General features: G+C 54.4%; 15 protein-coding genes. 13 read left to right on the top strand and 2 right to left on the bottom strand.

Annotated elements, in window-relative coordinates; all coding sequences use genetic code 11:
• Positions 1–472: 472 nt before the first annotated feature.
• Both thyX and SRBAKS_RS17810 read right to left on the bottom strand, forming a co-directional pair.
• Positions 473–1,207 (bottom strand): FAD-dependent thymidylate synthase, encoded by a 735-nt coding sequence (gene thyX, locus SRBAKS_RS17815; protein ID WP_229592319.1) that lies wholly within the window; start codon positions 1,205–1,207, stop codon positions 473–475.
• A gap of 69 nt (positions 1,208–1,276) precedes the next feature.
• Complete coding sequence (locus SRBAKS_RS17810; RefSeq protein ID WP_229592317.1) at positions 1,277–1,804, bottom strand: hypothetical protein; 528 nt, start codon at positions 1,802–1,804, stop codon at positions 1,277–1,279.
• An 85-nt stretch (positions 1,805–1,889) separates the two neighbouring features.
• Here SRBAKS_RS17810 and SRBAKS_RS17805 point away from each other — a divergent pair, with 85 nt between their 5' ends.
• From SRBAKS_RS17805 to ahbD, 13 genes are all read left to right on the top strand, one after another.
• A complete protein-coding gene (locus tag SRBAKS_RS17805; RefSeq protein WP_229592314.1) occupies positions 1,890–2,864 on the top strand; it encodes a zinc dependent phospholipase C family protein in 975 nt (324 codons plus the stop codon).
• Between the two features lie 67 nt (positions 2,865–2,931).
• Positions 2,932–4,593, top strand: a complete 1,662-nt coding sequence (locus SRBAKS_RS17800) for a CgeB family protein (protein WP_229592312.1) — start codon at positions 2,932–2,934, stop codon at positions 4,591–4,593.
• A gap of 293 nt (positions 4,594–4,886) precedes the next feature.
• The gene (locus tag SRBAKS_RS17795; protein WP_229592310.1) at positions 4,887–5,774 is read left to right on the top strand and encodes a flagellin N-terminal helical domain-containing protein; all 888 of its coding nucleotides are present in this window, start codon (positions 4,887–4,889) and stop codon (positions 5,772–5,774) included.
• A 165-nt stretch (positions 5,775–5,939) separates the two neighbouring features.
• Positions 5,940–7,637, top strand: coding sequence for a flagellar filament capping protein FliD (gene fliD / locus SRBAKS_RS17790; RefSeq protein ID WP_229592308.1), 1,698 nt, complete (start codon positions 5,940–5,942; stop codon positions 7,635–7,637).
• 23 nt (positions 7,638–7,660) lie between these two features.
• Positions 7,661–8,299 carry a flagellar export chaperone FliS gene (gene fliS / locus SRBAKS_RS17785; protein ID WP_229592306.1) on the top strand — a complete coding sequence of 213 codons (639 nt, stop codon included), beginning with the start codon at positions 7,661–7,663 and terminating at the stop codon, positions 8,297–8,299.
• 88 nt (positions 8,300–8,387) lie between these two features.
• A complete protein-coding gene (locus SRBAKS_RS17780; RefSeq protein WP_229597019.1) occupies positions 8,388–9,461 on the top strand; it encodes a glycosyltransferase family 4 protein in 1,074 nt (357 codons plus the stop codon).
• On the top strand, positions 9,458–10,657 hold the full coding sequence (locus SRBAKS_RS17775; RefSeq protein WP_229592304.1) for a glycosyltransferase family protein: 1,200 nt from the start codon (positions 9,458–9,460) through the stop codon (positions 10,655–10,657). The genes SRBAKS_RS17780 and SRBAKS_RS17775 overlap by 4 nt, the downstream gene beginning before the upstream one ends.
• Positions 10,658–10,747: 90 nt before the next feature.
• Complete coding sequence (locus tag SRBAKS_RS17770) at positions 10,748–11,959, top strand: YIP1 family protein (protein WP_229592302.1); 1,212 nt, start codon at positions 10,748–10,750, stop codon at positions 11,957–11,959.
• Positions 11,960–11,968: 9 nt separating this feature from the next.
• Positions 11,969–12,304, top strand: coding sequence for a hypothetical protein (locus SRBAKS_RS17765; protein ID WP_229592300.1), 336 nt, complete (start codon positions 11,969–11,971; stop codon positions 12,302–12,304).
• Positions 12,305–12,408: 104 nt separating this feature from the next.
• The gene (locus SRBAKS_RS17760) at positions 12,409–13,521 is read left to right on the top strand and encodes an OmpA family protein (RefSeq protein WP_229592298.1); all 1,113 of its coding nucleotides are present in this window, start codon (positions 12,409–12,411) and stop codon (positions 13,519–13,521) included.
• A 154-nt stretch (positions 13,522–13,675) separates the two neighbouring features.
• Positions 13,676–14,869 carry a 12,18-didecarboxysiroheme deacetylase gene (gene ahbC / locus SRBAKS_RS17755; RefSeq protein WP_229592296.1) on the top strand — a complete coding sequence of 398 codons (1,194 nt, stop codon included), beginning with the start codon at positions 13,676–13,678 and terminating at the stop codon, positions 14,867–14,869.
• A 183-nt stretch (positions 14,870–15,052) separates the two neighbouring features.
• Positions 15,053–16,033 (top strand): porphobilinogen synthase, encoded by a 981-nt coding sequence (gene hemB / locus SRBAKS_RS17750; protein WP_229592294.1) that lies wholly within the window; start codon positions 15,053–15,055, stop codon positions 16,031–16,033.
• A gap of 1 nt (position 16,034) precedes the next feature.
• The gene (gene ahbD, locus SRBAKS_RS17745; RefSeq protein WP_229592292.1) at positions 16,035–17,249 is read left to right on the top strand and encodes a heme b synthase; all 1,215 of its coding nucleotides are present in this window, start codon (positions 16,035–16,037) and stop codon (positions 17,247–17,249) included.
• Position 17,250: the final 1 nt, after the last annotated feature.

Genomic DNA, 17,250 nt, shown 5'->3' with positions numbered 1-17,250 from the left:
CAGGGAGTGATTTTCTACCTTTTCCCGTATGAAACAACCGCGTTACAAGGGTTTCCCGGCTCTCAATAATTTCTAGAAAACACACTTTTAAACAGTTGTTGAAAAAGTTTTAAACATATAAAAACTCACTAAACCTCAAATTAATCATTTTTTTAGTTATTTCCTTTTCTCTTGGCTTTTTTTTGCGACAGGGCATTTTCTCCCACCCTGCTGTCTAGCGAGACGTCACACGACCAAGCCACTAATATTGTTGAACAAAGCTAATAAGCAACTATTATCACAACAAATCTTTATAAAACAGACAACAGACGCAGAAGGCGAAAACCCCCGATTCTCTAGGGCTGACACAGGATGTTCATATTTGAACACATGTAACCATATAAAATAATTGAAATAAAAAAAGTTGACACAGAATCGTCAAGAAGCTCAAGGCCTCAGCGGCTAGGGAAAATCCCCAAGTGTTGGAAAATTTTTACCCGTTTTTTTCTCGAGTCGGGTACTTGCCACAGGCGAATTTCGGCGATTCCGGGCAGTATCCCAACTGCTCGCACCTGGCTCCGCCATGAGCAAAAATAGCAGGAAGTTTATCTTTACATATATCCAACATCAAATCAGCCATTGCTCTGACTTCCCACTGGGCGCGATTACAGCAACGCAGATGGAAGAAATGGTGCAGGCTCCGGCAGTTCATGGTGATGACAATCTTGGTTTCAGCAGCTTGCGGCAGAACGAATCGCGCATCCTCGTTGGCCTTGGACTTTCGCCCATGATCAACCAGTATTTCACGCAAATCGGAATATGCGGACTGCACTTCGGCCATGAAGGACTCGAACCGTTCCCGGGCTTCAGGTATCTTGGCGATGGCAGGCGGCAGGATGTACTCCATATCATTCTCGGACACATACCGCTGGCTCTGCTGGGAGTAGGATGCGATCCGATGACGCACGATCTGATGGGAGCACGCCCGGGAGATTCCCTCTATCGCAAAGGTCATGGAGACATGCTCTATCGGACTGTCGTGACCGGACTCCATGGTCTTTGACACAAAGTCCGCCTGAACCTGAGGATCGACTTCACCGGACAACAGCCGAGGCCACATGTCTGCCACGAAACCGGCATGGTAACACTGCCTGAATGCGGCATAGATGAGGGACAGAGCGTCCGGGGTCATGGACAAGAATTCGACCCTGAGTTTCTTTTCCGGCATGTATTTCTCCCTATGAATGAGTGATGTATTTTGCGTTCCACTGCTTACCGTAAAGCGAAGAGCCTGTCACTAGTACCCGACCTTCTCCAAAGCGTCGGACAGTAGCTCCTCGGGAGCCTCCGCTGCCTGCATGATAAAATGAAGCACGCTGTAAAAGACAGGCTCCATGACAGCGAGTCGTGCGGACATCTCTCGCCACAAGGTATCCCGATCCTCGATCGCGTCCCGCTTCGCCACCCTGTCGGAAAGCAGCCTGGTGTCGGCCATCAGATAAAAGACCTTACCCGAATCATGTATGAGCGGCTGGACCTCGGCGTCCTCCACCAGATCATCGGTGAGGACGATGACCCTGCCGCCCTCGGCAAGCGCCACCTTGGCGGTCTCGGCATCAACGGGGACACGCACCTCGATACCAGCTCTCTCACTCAGGAGTTCGGCCAATGCCGCCTTGCCTGCTCCGGGCAGCCCTATCAGGACCACGTTGCCGGTGTCCTGCCAGGCATCCGCATAATCCTCCCGTTTTTCCCCTTTGCCGAACCCTTTGCTGGCCTCGGCATCCTCCACGTCATATTGTTCATTAATGAGATATTTGGTCACTGAAAAATCCTGTTGTTGAAGATGTCTTGACCCGGAGACAGTATCAAGTAGCATGCAGGAAAAGCAAACCCAAAACGGACACTGCATGCCCAAAGACCTTATCCATTTCAAGATCACGGAAATGACGGCAGCGAAACTTGCCGACACGCCTTACGCTGATCACCTGACCGCTCACCAATCCGGATTGTTGCTTGGCGCCGTCTTTCACGACGGGTTGTTTTACGGCAGATCCGGCCCGGGCCGTTCCCTGGAACGATTGGCCCATCAACTCCACGGCTCAAACGGCCAGGATACGTTCACCCTGATTCGCCTGCAGACCGAACATATCGCTCAACTCGCCGAACCGGGACTGGCCATATCCCTGTTGGTCGGCATGGTCACACACATCTTTGCCGATGTCGTCATGCACCCCATGGTCTGGTATCTCTCAGGCAACTATTATGCCGACGATGCCGCACAGAAATCTAGGGTACGGCAACGACACCGCGCGCTGGAATCACTCATGGACATGATCATGTGTCCTGAGATGCTCGGTCGCCCGACCTATCGGGTCAGACGCCTGATGCACTCGCTGAAACCGACCCTGTTTGCAGCGCTCCCGGTAAAGGGCATCGCCGATATGGCTGCACTCTCCGCGACAGAGACACGCGCAGGGCTGCAAAACGCCTTTGGCTGGTATGGCCGTCTTCAAACACTCTACTCCACGGCATGGCTTGCCCGTTCACTCTTTACGCTGATCCCCCTACTCCCGAGCGCGGTCGTTGAATTGGTCACATTGTTCTATGCGCCACAATTACTGCGACAGGCAGGATACTTTGATCAACCCTTTACATACACCCATCCAATGACCGGGAAAGCACAGACAGCCACACTCGCGGGCATGATGGAAGAAGCCGCATCCCGCGCCAGCGAACTCTGCCGGACGCTGCAACCGGCACTCTTTGACAATGCGCCCCTGCATCTGCCTGACCCCGGACCTTCACTGGATACGGCGATCCCCGGCGTCGCAACACACAGGATGTCGCACTACGCCGACCCACCATTCCCCAGCCTGCCGTAGCCGTACATATCATATATAAGAAAGACGCCTTGCCTGACCTGTCCTGTTTGCAGTACAGATTGAACCCATGGTCCATACCCCCTACACAGCAGAACCCATTCTCAACGGTCCTCTTTCAGATGTCCGTATTCACATCCTGGGCAAGACCTGGCACCTGTGGGGCCGCAAAGGGGCTGACCGCGAAGCAGCCATGGCAACGGAAATCGCAGACGACACCATACCGGTGCTTATGGGATCGGGACTGGGCATATGCCTGGAAGCCCTGCTGCAACGAGGCCTTCCGGTTATTGTCGTGGATCGGGAAACCTCGATCCTTGACGTTACCACAGTCAAAACCAGATGCACTCAATCTCCGAACCTGCTCTGGGTCGACGACGCAAACCCACGCGACGCACTCACGCGTATCCATGATTTTCAGGCCGCCAATGGCGACCTCTCACTGGCGCCAGTGATCTTTCCACTCTACCTCAGACTAGACCGCGACTACTACGGCGCACTGAACGACACCATCAAAGCAGCACCAAGGCCGGACTTCTGGAGTCAGACTCACTACCCCAAATTTCAGCATGCCCTTCCGCGGGTGCTGTTCTTTGATTCGAGGTATTTTTTATGCCACGAGATTCTCGCCGCTCTGGACGGCATGGGCATTGAACACAGGGCGATCTCATTGGATAACCGAGAAAAAGGAAGTCAGGAGTTCATCGAAGCCATTCTCAAGGCGATCATCGATTTCAAGCCGGATTTCGTGCTCACGGTCAACCATTTCGGACTGGATCGCCAAGGTAAACTGGCCGGGCTTCTGGACGACCTGGGTCTCCCCCTGGCCTCCTGGTTCGTGGACAATCCTCATCTGATTCTCTTTGACTACGCCCACCCCGGCACGGATAACACGACCATCTTCACCTTTGACGCAGGAAATATCGACACCATACGGGCCAAAGGATTTTCCCGCATCCACTATCTGCCGCTGGCCACTGATCCCAAGAGCTTCACTCCCGGAAAAGTGTCCACGCAGTGGAATTGCGATGTTTCCTTCGTGGGCAACTCAATGACCAGACCTGTGGCCGACAGCCTGTCGCAGGCCGCGCTCCCTGCCGAGCTGGCCCGAGACTATGCGGCCGTGGCCCGCGCCTATGGCAGTTCAGGGGAAACCCTGGTCGCCCGATACCTTGAACAGCACCATCCCGACTGGTTCGCCGCACTCAACGCGCTGCCCACCATGGAAAACCGGCTGGCTTGCGAGTCGTTGCTCACCTGGGAAGCCACACGGCAATACAGACTGGCCTGCGTTGAAAAGACCCTCCCGTTCTCGCCCACCATTGTCGGCGACCGGGGCTGGAAACACCTGCTCCCGGCACACGGCTGGAACGCCATCTCCCGGCTGGACTATTACATGGAGCTTCCGGCCTTCTATCCGGCCTCCAAAGTCAACTTCAACTGCACCAGCCGTCAGATGGTGGGCGCGGTCAATCAGCGCGTCTTTGACGTCCCGGCATGCGGGGGCTTTCTGATTACCGATTACAGAAAGGAGATGGAACATCTCTTTGATCTGCAAACAGAGGCTGTTGTCTTTGAAAAAATCGACGAGATTCCCGAACTCATCGATAAATTTCTGCGAAACAAGACGGCACGGCAGGCCATTGCGCACGCCGCACGAAAACGCATCCTCGCTGAACACACATACGAACTCCGGCTGCGCCATCTTCTGGACGTCATGCGCCAGTCATAAACATCGCCTCTCCTACGCCCTGATTTTATTTCTTTTTTCAAAAGCTCGTCCCATCACTTTCTCCCTGCTTGCTCGATAGCATGAAAAACCGCGCCATTTATGGAAATGCGGCACGCTGTTTCACGCCCCATCCCCCTTGTTTTGCAAACAATAAAAAACGTTCATAGGCCCTAAAGTTTTTCGCCAGTCTGACGATGAGTAGATCAACAAGCGAAAAGTTTACCCGGCAAAATCAAAACGCTGGGCGCATAAACTTTAGGCATGGAAGCCGCAACAATTTCAAGGAGGAAATTATGGCACTGGTTATTAACAACAACTTGATGGCAATGAACGCATCTCGCAACCTGAGTACTTCGTTCGGCGCCCTGGAATCATCGACCCGTCGTCTGTCTTCGGGTCTGCGCATCACACAAGCTTCTGACGACGCAGCTGGTCTGGCCGTCCGAGAGCTCATGCGCGCTGACATTTCATCCCTGCATCAGGGCATCCGTAACGCAAACGACGCTATCTCCCTCATTCAGACGGCTGACGGCGCACTCGGCGTTATCGATGAAAAGCTCATCCGTATGAAGGAACTGGCCATGCAGGCCTCCACGGGTACCTATAACTCTGACCAGCGTCTGATCATCGACTCCGAGTATCAGGCCATGGCTTCGGAAATCACCCGTATCGCCAACTCGACCGACTTCAACGGCATTTACCTGCTCAACGGCGCATTGTCCGGCTCCACACATGATGGTTCCGGCCTCAAGGCCACAGGTAAGCTGAAGGTTCACTTCGGTACCGGTAACGACTCTGCGGAAGACTACTACTACGTCCAGATCAACAACTCGACCGCTTCTGCCCTCGGCGTTGGCCTCGGCGCAGGTACCGGCGCAGGTGCTTCGATCTCGACCCAGCAGTTGGCACAGACATCCCTGGATGTTCTGAACACCGCGATCATTTCCAAGGATAAGATTCGCGCCAACCTCGGTTCCTTGCAGAACAGGCTTGAAAACACCGTTTCGGTTCTGGAAATCCAGGCTGAAAACGTTCAGGCCGCTGAATCTCGTATCTCCGACGTTGACGTCGCCACCGAGATGACCGAGTTCGTCCGCAACCAGATCATGACGCAGGCCGCAGTTTCCATGCTGGCCCAGGCCAACTCCCTGCCGAGAATGGCTCTGTCCCTCATCGGTTAGTCATGAATCGCATCGCTTTATAGCGACAGTTCGGGCCGGACTCCTCAATGGAGTCCGGCCCTTTGTTTTCAGGAGGGTATGACTTGCTCCTCTGTGGCACCAGGATTGCAAGTACAATGGCGACCTAATGTATAGGGAAAAATATTCCGATAAGTAGGAAAAGCCATGTCTGATAGCACGTATACATCTGGCGCGATCAACTTCGCAGGCCTCGGTAACGGAACCGACTTCAACTCACTCATTGACGGCCTCGTCAAGGTTGAGCAGAACCGTGTAGTGCGCCTGGAGAACTGGAAAGCCTCCTGGGAACTCAAGAATGAGTACTTCAAGGAACTGAACACCCAGATGCTCACCTTGAAGACCACCTTGCAGAACTACGACTCCGTCAACGAATTCATGACCAAGGCTGTATCAAGTTCCAACACGGATCTGGTCCTGGCTACAGGTAATGCTAAGGCTCAGGAAGCGAGCCACACACTTGAAATCGGACAACTGGCCACCAACGATGTACTCATCACGACTTCCGGGGCCAACTCACTGACCTCATCCGTCACCTCTGCCGACACTTCGTTCACCTTTTCTTATGGTGGCACAAGCTATACCCTGAATGATATTGCAGCCGGAACGACCCTTGAAGGTTTCGTCCACATAATTAACAATCACCCGGATTCCAAAGAACACATCCGGGCCAGCACAATTTTCGATGGCTCAGTATACCATTTGCAAATCAACGGCATGGATCAGGGTGCAGACAATCAAGTGGTCATCTCAAATGCCGGTTCCATCATTTTCGGATCAGGTGATTTTACCGAGACCCAGAATGCACAGAACTCTCAGGTCCGGGTAAACGGCTTCCCAGCTTCCAATGCAGGCTGGATCGAACGATCATCCAACACTGTCGACGATGTGATCGAAGGACTGACGCTGAACCTAAAGGACGCCAGCCCCGGTGAAACTGTCAGCCTGACAATCACCACGGACCAACAGTCCATGCAGGACAATGTCACGAGCATAGTTCAGGCGATCAACATGGTACGTGCACAGGTCATCGCCATGACCAAAGTCAATGATGAAGGCGAAGGCGCTGTTCTGACCGGCAACTATGGTGTCGATATGGTGTCTCAGAAGCTGAAGAATATCACAGCTGAAATCGGGCTTGGCTTTAAGCCATATGACCAGGACACCCTCTTGGGCGACAAATACGCAAGTTTATCACAGTTGGGCATTCTAACCGATGCCGAGGACGGTTCTCCCACGTACGGCCTTTTGACAATTGATTATGAAAAGCTTGCCGAGGCGATCAGTGATGATCCTACTGGAGTCGCCGAACTCTTTTCCGCCCAAGCCATTGGAGAAAGCGCTTCTCCAGACTTTACCTACAAGTCCTCCATTGAAGGGACCACGAAGGCCGGTCTATACGAGGTGGAAATTGTGAGCGATGGCACACAGATAACAAGTGCGACCATCAATGGAGAAGAAGCATCTATTTCGGGCTGGGAAATCACTGGCCTAACCGGTGAAGCTACTGGTATGGCAATCCGTCTGGACAACACAACAGCCGGGACACACAGCGGAGAAATTAGCATCAAGACCGGTAAAACCGGTGAGATGATTGATGAACTCAGCGAGCTGACCAAGCCGTATAGTGAAATCACACACGAAGGTGGCCCTCTGGCTGTCCTGCAGGACAACTACAGAGACATCATGGATTCCATTGACACCAAGATTAAGTATGAAGAGAAGCGAATTGAAAAAATGGAACAGAATTTGCGACTCAAATTTGCACGTCTTGACGCACTGCTTGGTCAATACCAGCTTACACAGGGACAGCTGGATTCTTCAATAGCACAACTGTCTTCGTAGGATAGAACGAGGAGGATATATTAATGGCCAACCCAGCAAGGGCGTATTTGGCGACCCAGGTCGAGACCACTACCCAGGGTGAACTCCTGATCATGCTTTACGAAGCAGCGATCAAGTTTCTCAAACGGGCAAAAATCGAAATTGACAACAAAGACTTCGCCAAAAAGGGTATCTATATTTCCAAGGCCATGGCCATCGTCCATGAGCTGGCTGAATGCCTGAACAAAGACAAAGGCGGAGAGATCACGCCCAAACTGGGGCAGCTCTACATGTTTTGCAACAACCAGCTGATCAAGGCCAACATCCGTCTGGACAACAAGATGATCGATGAAGTCATCCAGATTCTGGACGGGCTTCGTTCGGCCTATGCCCAGATCGTTCCCATCCATGACGGGAAGAAAGCGCCGACGCAAACCGTGAAGCAAACGGCACCGATTCCACCTCGCCCGGTTGCTCCGCCGATAACGCCGCCTGCCCCGACAATGCAGGAGACCACGCCGGAACCAAGCGCCCCACCCAAAACGGCCACGCCAAAGGGTGCTGAATCCGCGCAACCCAGTCAACCAGCCACTCCGGCACCACAGCCGCCGCTTAAAATCCGCACAGGCGCCAACGCAGCCAAACTCCGCGCAGCCAACGCATATACCAACGCCAACAGGTAAGAAAACCGGCCCCATACGGGGCCGGTTTTCTTCTTTCAGAATGACCGCACAGGTTTACAACGGGATGAGCATATGTCACCCTTCATCCATGGTTGAATCCCCTGTCCGAGTTCTCCACATAGCCAATTCGCTAGGCCTTGGCGGCACTGAAAAGGTAATGCAACTGCTCGTTGCCAACCTTGATCAAAAACGGTTCTCGCCAGCAGTATACAGTCCGCAAGACGGTGAACGCGGTGCGCAAATCCGCGCCCTCGGCATTGAGACCTATATCGGCATGGACCTGCTTGATGTCCTCGACCGTTTCAGGCCCCGGATAGTCCATATTCACCGTGCAGGATGGGCCGAACCAAAAATGCTCACGACCATAAAGCGCGCCCGCATCCCCGTGGTTGTCGAGACCAATGTCTTCGGCCGCCATGACCCCAGTCCGTCAGCCTCTGTCATTGACCGTACGCTGTTCGTGTCCCGCTTCTGTCTGGAACGCTTCGCCACCACCACCGGCGCCACTGCGAACCCTGATCGGTACGGCTTCCTCTACAATCCTGTGGATACGGATTTTTTCAAAGACCACGCACTCCCCGAGCGCGATTTTTCATTGCCCATCGCCGGACGCATATCCCGGGCCGATCCAGGGAAATGGTCACCCCTTGCCCTGAATTTCCTGCCCCAACTTGTCCGTGATATCCCGAACTTCAGATATCACATCATCGGCGGTATTCCCGAGGCCATGGAGTATGTTCATGAAAACGACCTTTCCAAAAACGTGTGCTTTCACGATCCCGTGCAGACTGACGGCGAGATCGCTGAATTTCTGAATGGAGTTTCGGTATTGGCCCACGCAAACGACACCGGTGAATCCTTCGGACTGGTCATTGCCGAGGCCATGGCCTGCGGGCTGCCGGTGATCACCCATCCCTCTGAAGGCCTCAAGGATAACGCCCAACTCGAACTGGTCGAACATGCGGTCACTGGATTGATCGCACGAACCGCTGAAGAATACGCCAACGCGCTGAAATATATTTTTTCCCACCCCGAAGAAGCCCGCCGAATGGGTGTGGCCGGACAGGAAAAAGCCAGCCGACTCTACCGGGCGCAAACCATTACCCGCCGACTTGAGGCGGTATACGAAGACCTTCTCCACCATAAAGGAATCATGCAATGAGTACCCTGACCACCGAATATACCAACGCTGTCCTTGCCTTTGCTTTCAAAGACAACGACGCGCCAAAGCCCGCCCCTTCAGCATCAGACGACATCCTCGCCTTTGTGGACCGCACGCTCAAGATTGTGGCTAAAAGCTGCTCTGAGAAAGTCGTCCTCTTCGGGCTGGGCAACGGTGAGCATGCCCTGGCGCTGGCCGAGGCGTTGCCAGCGTCCACCATCATCATCTGTGAAACCAACCTGGATGCCATACGTGGCTTTTTGCAGGACAATCCGGCATGGGCAGAGAGCGACGGCAACACCTCTGTCATCGGGGATATCTCTTTGTGGGCACAGCTCTATCTGCTTGCCCTGGACGGGGTCACTCCGGACAATGCCACGCTTGTCCTCAATCCCTCCCTGACCGACGAAGACCGCAAGCATTTCCAGTCGCTCCAACGGCTCTTCATGAGCGCAAAACCGCATCAGGCCATCAACAGCTCCTACCTGAGCCATGTCGGCGTCCAGGCTCCGGATCTGTCTGTCGGGGTAATCCTGAACCCGAACGAGCCGGAGCTGGATACATTTTTCAGCCAATTCCCGGACTGGATAAAAGAGATCGTCGTGGTCTGGGACAGTGAAGAAATACCGGACAAAGAATTTTCCTGCGCCGCCCCCATCACCAACATGGCCCACCCTCTCGATGACTTCGCCTCCCAACGCAACCGGATGCTTGACGCCTGTTCCGGCGACTGGGTCCTCTCTCTGGATGGAGACGAAATGTTCAGCGAGGACGTGTGGGGCCTGTTCACGGCCTGCATGCTCGTAAAAAGACTGGAGGCGTGCTATTTTCCGCGCATGACGTTCTACCCCGACGAATCCGGGTGCAAGGTGGGCTATGGATTGTGGCCAGACCTACAGCTCCGTCTCTTCCGCAATCGGGAGACCGTGCGCTATGAACGCCCTGTCCACGAACGGCTGGCCGGTATCGAAGGCCGCACCGCCCTGCTTCTGGATGCCCCGATCCTGCATTACAGCCGACTGCGCAAGACGCCGGAAAAACTGGCAGCCAAGCTCAAGCGATTTGATGAAGCAGGAGAAGGGGTGCACCATGTGTTGAATGAGGATTACCCTTCTATCTCCCGCCAACTGCTGGCCGAAGCCTCTTTCATCATGGGGTCCCTGCAGATGCTTCTGCTGGAAAATAATCCCGCATAACTGTACACATGTTTGCAGACAACTTGATTGTTGCGTACAAAATAGCTACGACCACTTGCTAACAATAATCATGCCTTTCAAGGATCGACAATGCAGATAATATGTCCTGAATGTAAATTCGCCCGTGAAGTGGACGAAACCAAGATACCCGCTCGGTCAATGGTAGCCACCTGTCCGAAATGCCAGACGAAATTCAAATTTCGCGAACTGCCGGAAGAAGAGTTCGTCATTGAAGACCCTGTGGAGCCTACCCCCGAGTCCGTCGCTGCACCAGAACCCGACACCGCTCCCGCACCTGCCACGGCGTCCAAAGAAGAGACCGACAGTCAGGCACAGGCACAACTCCCGCTCATCAATACGCTGAGCGAAGAAAAGCAAACCGATGAAGGACTGTGGGAACGACTGGACCGCATGCGTCCTCCCGAGGAACGCAGCACAGTAGACAATCCGCCAGCATCGGAAGCTTCGGTCTCACACCCTTCCGAGCCGGAACGACCGGCGTACACACCTCCTGCTCAGGAAAAGCCTGCTGTTTACGAATCTTATGAGTCTCAACAAGCGGACGACCAACAGCCCGTGGAAGGCTGGACAGGAGAATTCAACGAGGATTTCCCGGACCCGGCACAGTTTGATGACGACGGTACGGATGAAGATGACATGGGCCTGTCGCAAATGCAGGTACCACCCCCCTTTGAACAATTGGACCGCTATGGTTTCTTCCATGGCCTGTTCATGACCATCAAACTGGTCCTGTTTTCACCCCGTGTGTTCTTCTCGGTCATGCCCGTTGGCGGCGGCGTTGCCAAACCGCTAACCTACGCCATACTGGTGGGCATGGTCCAGGCCGTAGTTCAATTCGGCTACGGCAGCGCCGGGTTGTCCATAAGCCTTATGCCTTCCTCTGAAGGCTTTGTCCCGGTCCCCTATGACCTGACATCCGGCATTTTCGAGCTACTGCTTACTCCGGCCGCAGTCGCCGTTCTGACCTATGCCATGGCAGGTCTCTACTCTCTGCTCCTGACCCTTATCCGCAGCAACAACAAGGGGTTCGAAGGCACTTTCCGGGCCTTTTCCTATGCTTATACACCGGCGATACTCGCCATTATCCCCATGCTCAACTCAACGGTATACATGGGCGTCGCATTACTGAGCGGCATCTGGAGTCTTGTCCTCACAGCCATCGGCATGAAGCATATTCACAAGATCTCGTATACCAAGGTCATCCCGGTCATGATCGTCCCATTCCTGCTCCTTGCCATTGTTTCCATCCTGATGATGCAATCCCAGTTGGCGACCATGTAGGAGCACTCTATGTTCGGATGGCTTAAGGAAAAGATTGAGGCGTTCAAGGCACAAAGAAAGCTTGCGAAGCAAGTCGATCCTTACACCTTCAAGAAGATGGCCGGGGAGATACGTGACCTGGCCGTCCTCGCCGCACAGTTGAACCCGCGCGAACGGGACATTCAGAAGCTCATCCGTAATGTATTGGTAGAGATGGACCGCCTGTCAAAACTGGTTGACCGTCCAGAATTCAAACGACTCACCACGGGTAAACGACTGCTCCTGCGCCAGGGCCTCAAGGAGTCCCGCGAACAACTCCTGGAATCCATAGAATCAGCCCCTGCGCCGACCCAGACAATACAGTAGGTTTTCCGGCATACATATTGCTTTTAACTGCTCAGTACAATCCGACCGCGTCACGGACTTGGCGCGACCATCGGATCGGTTGTAACACTTAGCCGGTGACTGTCATGAAAAAAGCATTAATTTTCGCTCTGTTACTCATACTGCCTGCGTGTGCATACGTTGATCCGTCACTCACGGATCAGACTGTCGTGTACTCCAACTCTCCTGTCAGGAAATCGCCACTGCAGGTTTCCGTTCACCCCAAAGGCAAACAGTACACCCCGCTGACAGCCTACTTTCACCCCTTTGTCATTCAGCAGCGCACTCCGGATCACGCGGCTCTGTCCAACTCGTTCGGGCAGATATTTTTCAATGTCTGGACCGAAGAGCGCCTTTTCCCGACCATGGAATTCGGGACCAACGACCGCTATCAGGGGCTTGAGACAGCCATGGACACCGCTCGCAGACGCGGGGCCGACGTGTTGATTCTGGGCAAGGTGCCCTACTTCTATGCAGGGCACACCCTCGATGACACAGCCATCACCATCCAGCTCGACATTTACTCTACCGGCAGCGGGCAGCTCATCTGGACCATGATGCAATCCGGCAGGATTGAAGACAAGATGCCCGATGACTACATCTATTTCAGACATGAATACCGCCTCAGCGAGAGCGGATTCAACAAGATCATTCGCGCGATTGCCAAGGATATGACCATACCCGTCGCCGCATGGCTGCCGTCACCGTTTGCCCATTTCAAAACAGTTGAGACCGAAGCTGAAATCAAGAGTGAACTCGCTGGCGACTCCACATCCTCCATGAACGCTCCGCGCAATGCGGCCATGAATTCGGAGCGGGACCTCCCCCCTGAACAAACCCTGGGGACAAACGCGCGTGGTGTGAATCTGGATGTCCTGTTCGATTTTGACAAGGCAACCATCCAGGAACAGTCATACCCGCTTCTGGATTCTCTGGGGCAGGCGCTGAACTCCGATGAGCTCAAAGGCAAATCCATCGTCATCGGCGGCCACACGGACACCAAGGGCAATGACGAATATAATCTGGCCTTGTCCAAACGTCGTGCCGAGGCGGTCAAGGCGTACCTTGTCAGTAAATGGTCAGTGAACCCGGCCCACGTAAAAACCATGGGATACGGGAGAACCCGCCCCCTGAACAAGGGGCTGACCGACGAAGAACAACGCAAAAACAGACGTGTTGAAATACGTCTGGCAGAGTAAGCTGAACAATGACTTCTTGACTTTTTGGGTATAATTCTTATCTTCCCATTCGGAAGCGCGATCAAGGGTCTTTCCGGCCCTTTTTTTTTCGCTTTTTTTACGTGCAAACATGTGTGCCACCTGAAACCTTCATTTCATCTGAGAGGTTTATTAAATGATAGGAATTTCGAAACTTTACTGTGGTGCTGTCGAATCATCCGACGCATTGCGTTACAACCGCGAATCCGGGCAGCTGCCGTCCCACCTTCTTCAATTCTCCAAGGACAAAAAGCCCGTCGTTGTCTGGAACATGACACAACGTTGCAACCTCAAGTGTGTACATTGTTACGCCCATGCGGTTGATCCCAGCGACCACAAAGACCCCATTTCCAACGAACAAGCCAAGGTAATGATCGATGATCTCGCCCAGTTCGGCGCACCTGTCATGCTGTTCTCCGGTGGCGAGCCACTGGTCCGCGAGGACCTGGTCGACCTGGCAAAGTACGCAACCTCCAAGGGTATGCGTGCTGTCATTTCCACCAACGGCACACTCATCACCAAATCCAAGGCTCGGGAGCTGAAGGAAGTCGGTCTCTCCTACGTCGGTATTTCCATCGACGGCAACGAAGAGGTCCACGACAAATTCCGTGGCGTGTCCGGCTCCTACAAGCAGGCGCTCAAAGGCGTTGAGAACTGCCTGGCCGAGGGACTCAAAGTCGGCCTGCGTTTCACCATCAACAAGCGCAACGCTGTTGAAGTTCCCCACCTCTTCGATCTCATCGAGGACATGGACATTCCCCGTATCTGTTTCTACCACCTGGTCTACTCCGGCCGTGGTTCCGAGCTGATCAAGGAAGACCTGAATCATCAGGAGACCCGCGATGTCGTCGATCTGATCATGGATCGTACCCGCGCGTTGTTCGACAAGGGACTGCCCAAGGAAGTCCTGACCGTCGACAACCATGCTGACGGCCCGCACGTCTACTATCGCCTGCTCAAGGAAGACCCCGAACGCGCCAAGGAAGTGCTTGAGCTGCTCAAGATGAACGAGGGCAACTCCACCGGACGCGGCATCGGCTGTATCTCCTGGGACGGCAAGGTGCACGCTGATCAGTTCATGCGTCACCACACCTTCGGCAACGTGCTGGAACGCCCGTTCTCCGAAATCTGGACCGACCCGAACATCGAACTGCTGCACAAACTCAAGGACAAGCGTCCTCACGTTGGCGGCCGTTGCGCCAAGTGTCGCTTCCTGAACATCTGCGGCGGTAACTTCCGCGCCCGCGCCGAAGCCTACTACGATGACTTCTGGGCACAAGACCCAGCCTGCTATCTCACCGACGAAGAAATCACCGGCGAGAAGCTGTAAGACAAGAATGCCTCAGGCTTCCGGGGGATCTTTTGAAAGAGATCCCCCGGAAGCCTTCCAGAACTTTTGTCGCCCCGCCTTCGGCGTCGACGCTGTGCATGCGCTCACCCTGCTCGCATTTGCGCGACCCAAGAAAACGGGTATAGAAGTATTCAAATTGAGATTTCTATTTCTGGAGAAGATATGATCCCCTCTGATTTTTTTCGTGGTCGTCGTTTGAGAAGCTCCCTGGCCATGCGCGAGCTGGTTCGTGAGAACGCTGTCACTGCAAACGATTTGATCATGCCCTATTTTGTGGTTGAAACGGATGATGATTCCTTCAAGAAGGAAATTTCCTCCATGCCCGGCCAGTACCAACTCTCCCTGAAGCAACTGAAAATCAAGGTCGGTGAAGCCGTTGCCGACGGTCTCAAGGCCTGTATCCTTTTCGGTATTCCTGCTGAAAAGGACGATGTTGGTTCCGGAGCCTATGATGACAAGGGCATTGTCCAGAAGGCCATTCGCCTGCTCAAGGACACCTGGCCCGAGCTGGTGGTCATAGCCGACACCTGTCTGTGCGAATACACCTCCCACGGCCATTGCGGATTGGTGAAGAACGAATACGTTCAGAACGATCCCACCCTGAATTTACTGGCCAAGGCTGCCGTGGCCCAGGCCCGGGCAGGAGCCGACATGGTCGCCCCGTCCGACATGATGGATGGCCGCGTGGCCGCCATCCGCGCTGCTCTGGACGAGGAAGGGTTCATCAACACCCCGATCATGTCCTATGCGGTGAAATACGCTTCCGCATTCTATGGTCCCTTCCGCGAGGCCGCGGAGTCCGCACCCCAGTTCGGAGACCGCAAGACCTACCAGATGGACCCGCCCAATGTCCGTGAAGCCATGCGCGAAGCCGTGGCCGATCTCGAAGAAGGCGCGGATATCCTCATGGTCAAGCCCGGCCAGCCGTATCTCGACATTGTCCGCATGGTGCGCGATACTTTCGACACTCCCGTGGCCGTCTATCAGGTCAGCGGCGAATATTCGATGATCAAGGCCGCCGCCCAGAACGACTGGATTGACGAGATGGGAGTGGTCATGGAGTCTCTGGCCGGGTTCAAGCGTGCCGGGGCAGATCTCATTCTCACTTACTTCACTGAAGACGTACTCAAGGTATTGAAATAATATGAGCGAACATCCCAAAGGCCACCCTGGTGGCTGTCCCCCCGAAGGTCATCCCGGCGCACATCCCGGAGGCAAGCCCGCAGGACATCCCGGCGGACACCCCCATGGCAAAATGCACCCCGGTGCCGAGCATGCGCCCAAGAAATATCTCGACGACGGCGTCACACCCATATGCCGACTCATCGCATGGGAAGTGACCCGTTCCTGCAACCTCGCCTGCAAACACTGCCGGGCAGAGGCACACCCGGAGCCGTATGAAGGCGAGCTTTCCACCGAGGAGGCAAAGGCCCTCATCGACACTTTCCCGAACGTGGGCAGCCCGATCATCATCTTCACCGGTGGTGAACCCATGATGCGCCACGACGTCTACGAACTCATCGCCTATGCCAAGGCCAAAGGGTTACGTTGTGTCATGGCCCCCAATGGAACGCTCATCACGCCCGAAACCGCGCAAAAGATGAAAGACGCTGGCATCGAACGATGTTCCATCTCCATCGACGCCCCCGAAGCGGCCCAGCACGATGAATTCCGCGGCGAAATCGGGGCGTTCGACGCCTCCATGCGCGGCATTCAATATTTGAAAGACGTGGGCATCGAGTTCCAGATCAACACCACGGTCACCAAGAACAATCTCCATTTGTTCAAGAACATTTTTGACCTGTGCGAAAAACTCGGCGCTTCTGCCTGGCACATTTTCCTGCTCGTTCCCACTGGACGCGCCGTGGAACTCGGCACCGAAGTCATCACCGCCAACGAATACGAAGACGTACTCAACTGGTTCTATGATTTCCGCCAAACCACTGACATGCAGCTCAAAGCCACCTGCGCACCGCACTACCACCGCATCCTCCGCCAACGCGCCAAGGAAGACGGCACGCCTGTCGACTTTGCCAACTTCGGTCTTGATGCTGTCAGTCGCGGCTGCCTCGGCGGCATCGGTTTCTGCTTCATCTCCCATCGTGGTCAGGTACAGCCGTGCGGTTACCTCGAACTCGATTCGGGCCAGGTGCGTGAAACGCCGTTCCCCGAGATCTGGAAACATTCCCAGGAATTTCTCAATCTGCGTAACCCGGATGTCTACGACGGCAAATGCGGCCACTGCGAATACGAAAAAGTCTGCGGCGGCTGCCGTGCGCGTGCCCAGACCATGAAGGGCCATTATCTCAAGGAAGAACCACTCTGCTCCTACGAGCCGAAGAAAAAGCCAAAGAAGTAAG

The organism is Pseudodesulfovibrio sediminis (assembly GCF_020886695.1).
Taxonomy (GTDB): domain Bacteria; phylum Desulfobacterota; class Desulfovibrionia; order Desulfovibrionales; family Desulfovibrionaceae; genus Pseudodesulfovibrio; species Pseudodesulfovibrio sediminis.
This window is presented reverse-complemented; position numbering and strand designations above follow the sequence as displayed.

Excerpts from the sequence above, each read along its gene's own strand:
- thyX (WP_229592319.1), bottom strand. The coding sequence starts at position 1,207 with ATGCCGGAAAAGAAACTCAGGGTCGAATTCTTGTCCATGACCCCGGAC.
- SRBAKS_RS17805 (WP_229592314.1), top strand. The coding sequence starts at position 1,890 with ATGCCCAAAGACCTTATCCATTTCAAGATCACGGAAATGACGGCAGCG.
- SRBAKS_RS17800 (WP_229592312.1), top strand. The coding sequence starts at position 2,932 with ATGGTCCATACCCCCTACACAGCAGAACCCATTCTCAACGGTCCTCTT.
- SRBAKS_RS17795 (WP_229592310.1), top strand. The coding sequence starts at position 4,887 with ATGGCACTGGTTATTAACAACAACTTGATGGCAATGAACGCATCTCGC.
- fliD (WP_229592308.1), top strand. The coding sequence starts at position 5,940 with ATGTCTGATAGCACGTATACATCTGGCGCGATCAACTTCGCAGGCCTC.
- fliS (WP_229592306.1), top strand. The coding sequence starts at position 7,661 with ATGGCCAACCCAGCAAGGGCGTATTTGGCGACCCAGGTCGAGACCACT.
- SRBAKS_RS17780 (WP_229597019.1), top strand. The coding sequence starts at position 8,388 with ATGGTTGAATCCCCTGTCCGAGTTCTCCACATAGCCAATTCGCTAGGC.
- SRBAKS_RS17775 (WP_229592304.1), top strand. The coding sequence starts at position 9,458 with ATGAGTACCCTGACCACCGAATATACCAACGCTGTCCTTGCCTTTGCT.
- SRBAKS_RS17770 (WP_229592302.1), top strand. The coding sequence starts at position 10,748 with ATGCAGATAATATGTCCTGAATGTAAATTCGCCCGTGAAGTGGACGAA.
- SRBAKS_RS17765 (WP_229592300.1), top strand. The coding sequence starts at position 11,969 with ATGTTCGGATGGCTTAAGGAAAAGATTGAGGCGTTCAAGGCACAAAGA.
- SRBAKS_RS17760 (WP_229592298.1), top strand. The coding sequence starts at position 12,409 with ATGAAAAAAGCATTAATTTTCGCTCTGTTACTCATACTGCCTGCGTGT.
- ahbC (WP_229592296.1), top strand. The coding sequence starts at position 13,676 with ATGATAGGAATTTCGAAACTTTACTGTGGTGCTGTCGAATCATCCGAC.
- hemB (WP_229592294.1), top strand. The coding sequence starts at position 15,053 with ATGATCCCCTCTGATTTTTTTCGTGGTCGTCGTTTGAGAAGCTCCCTG.
- ahbD (WP_229592292.1), top strand. The coding sequence starts at position 16,035 with ATGAGCGAACATCCCAAAGGCCACCCTGGTGGCTGTCCCCCCGAAGGT.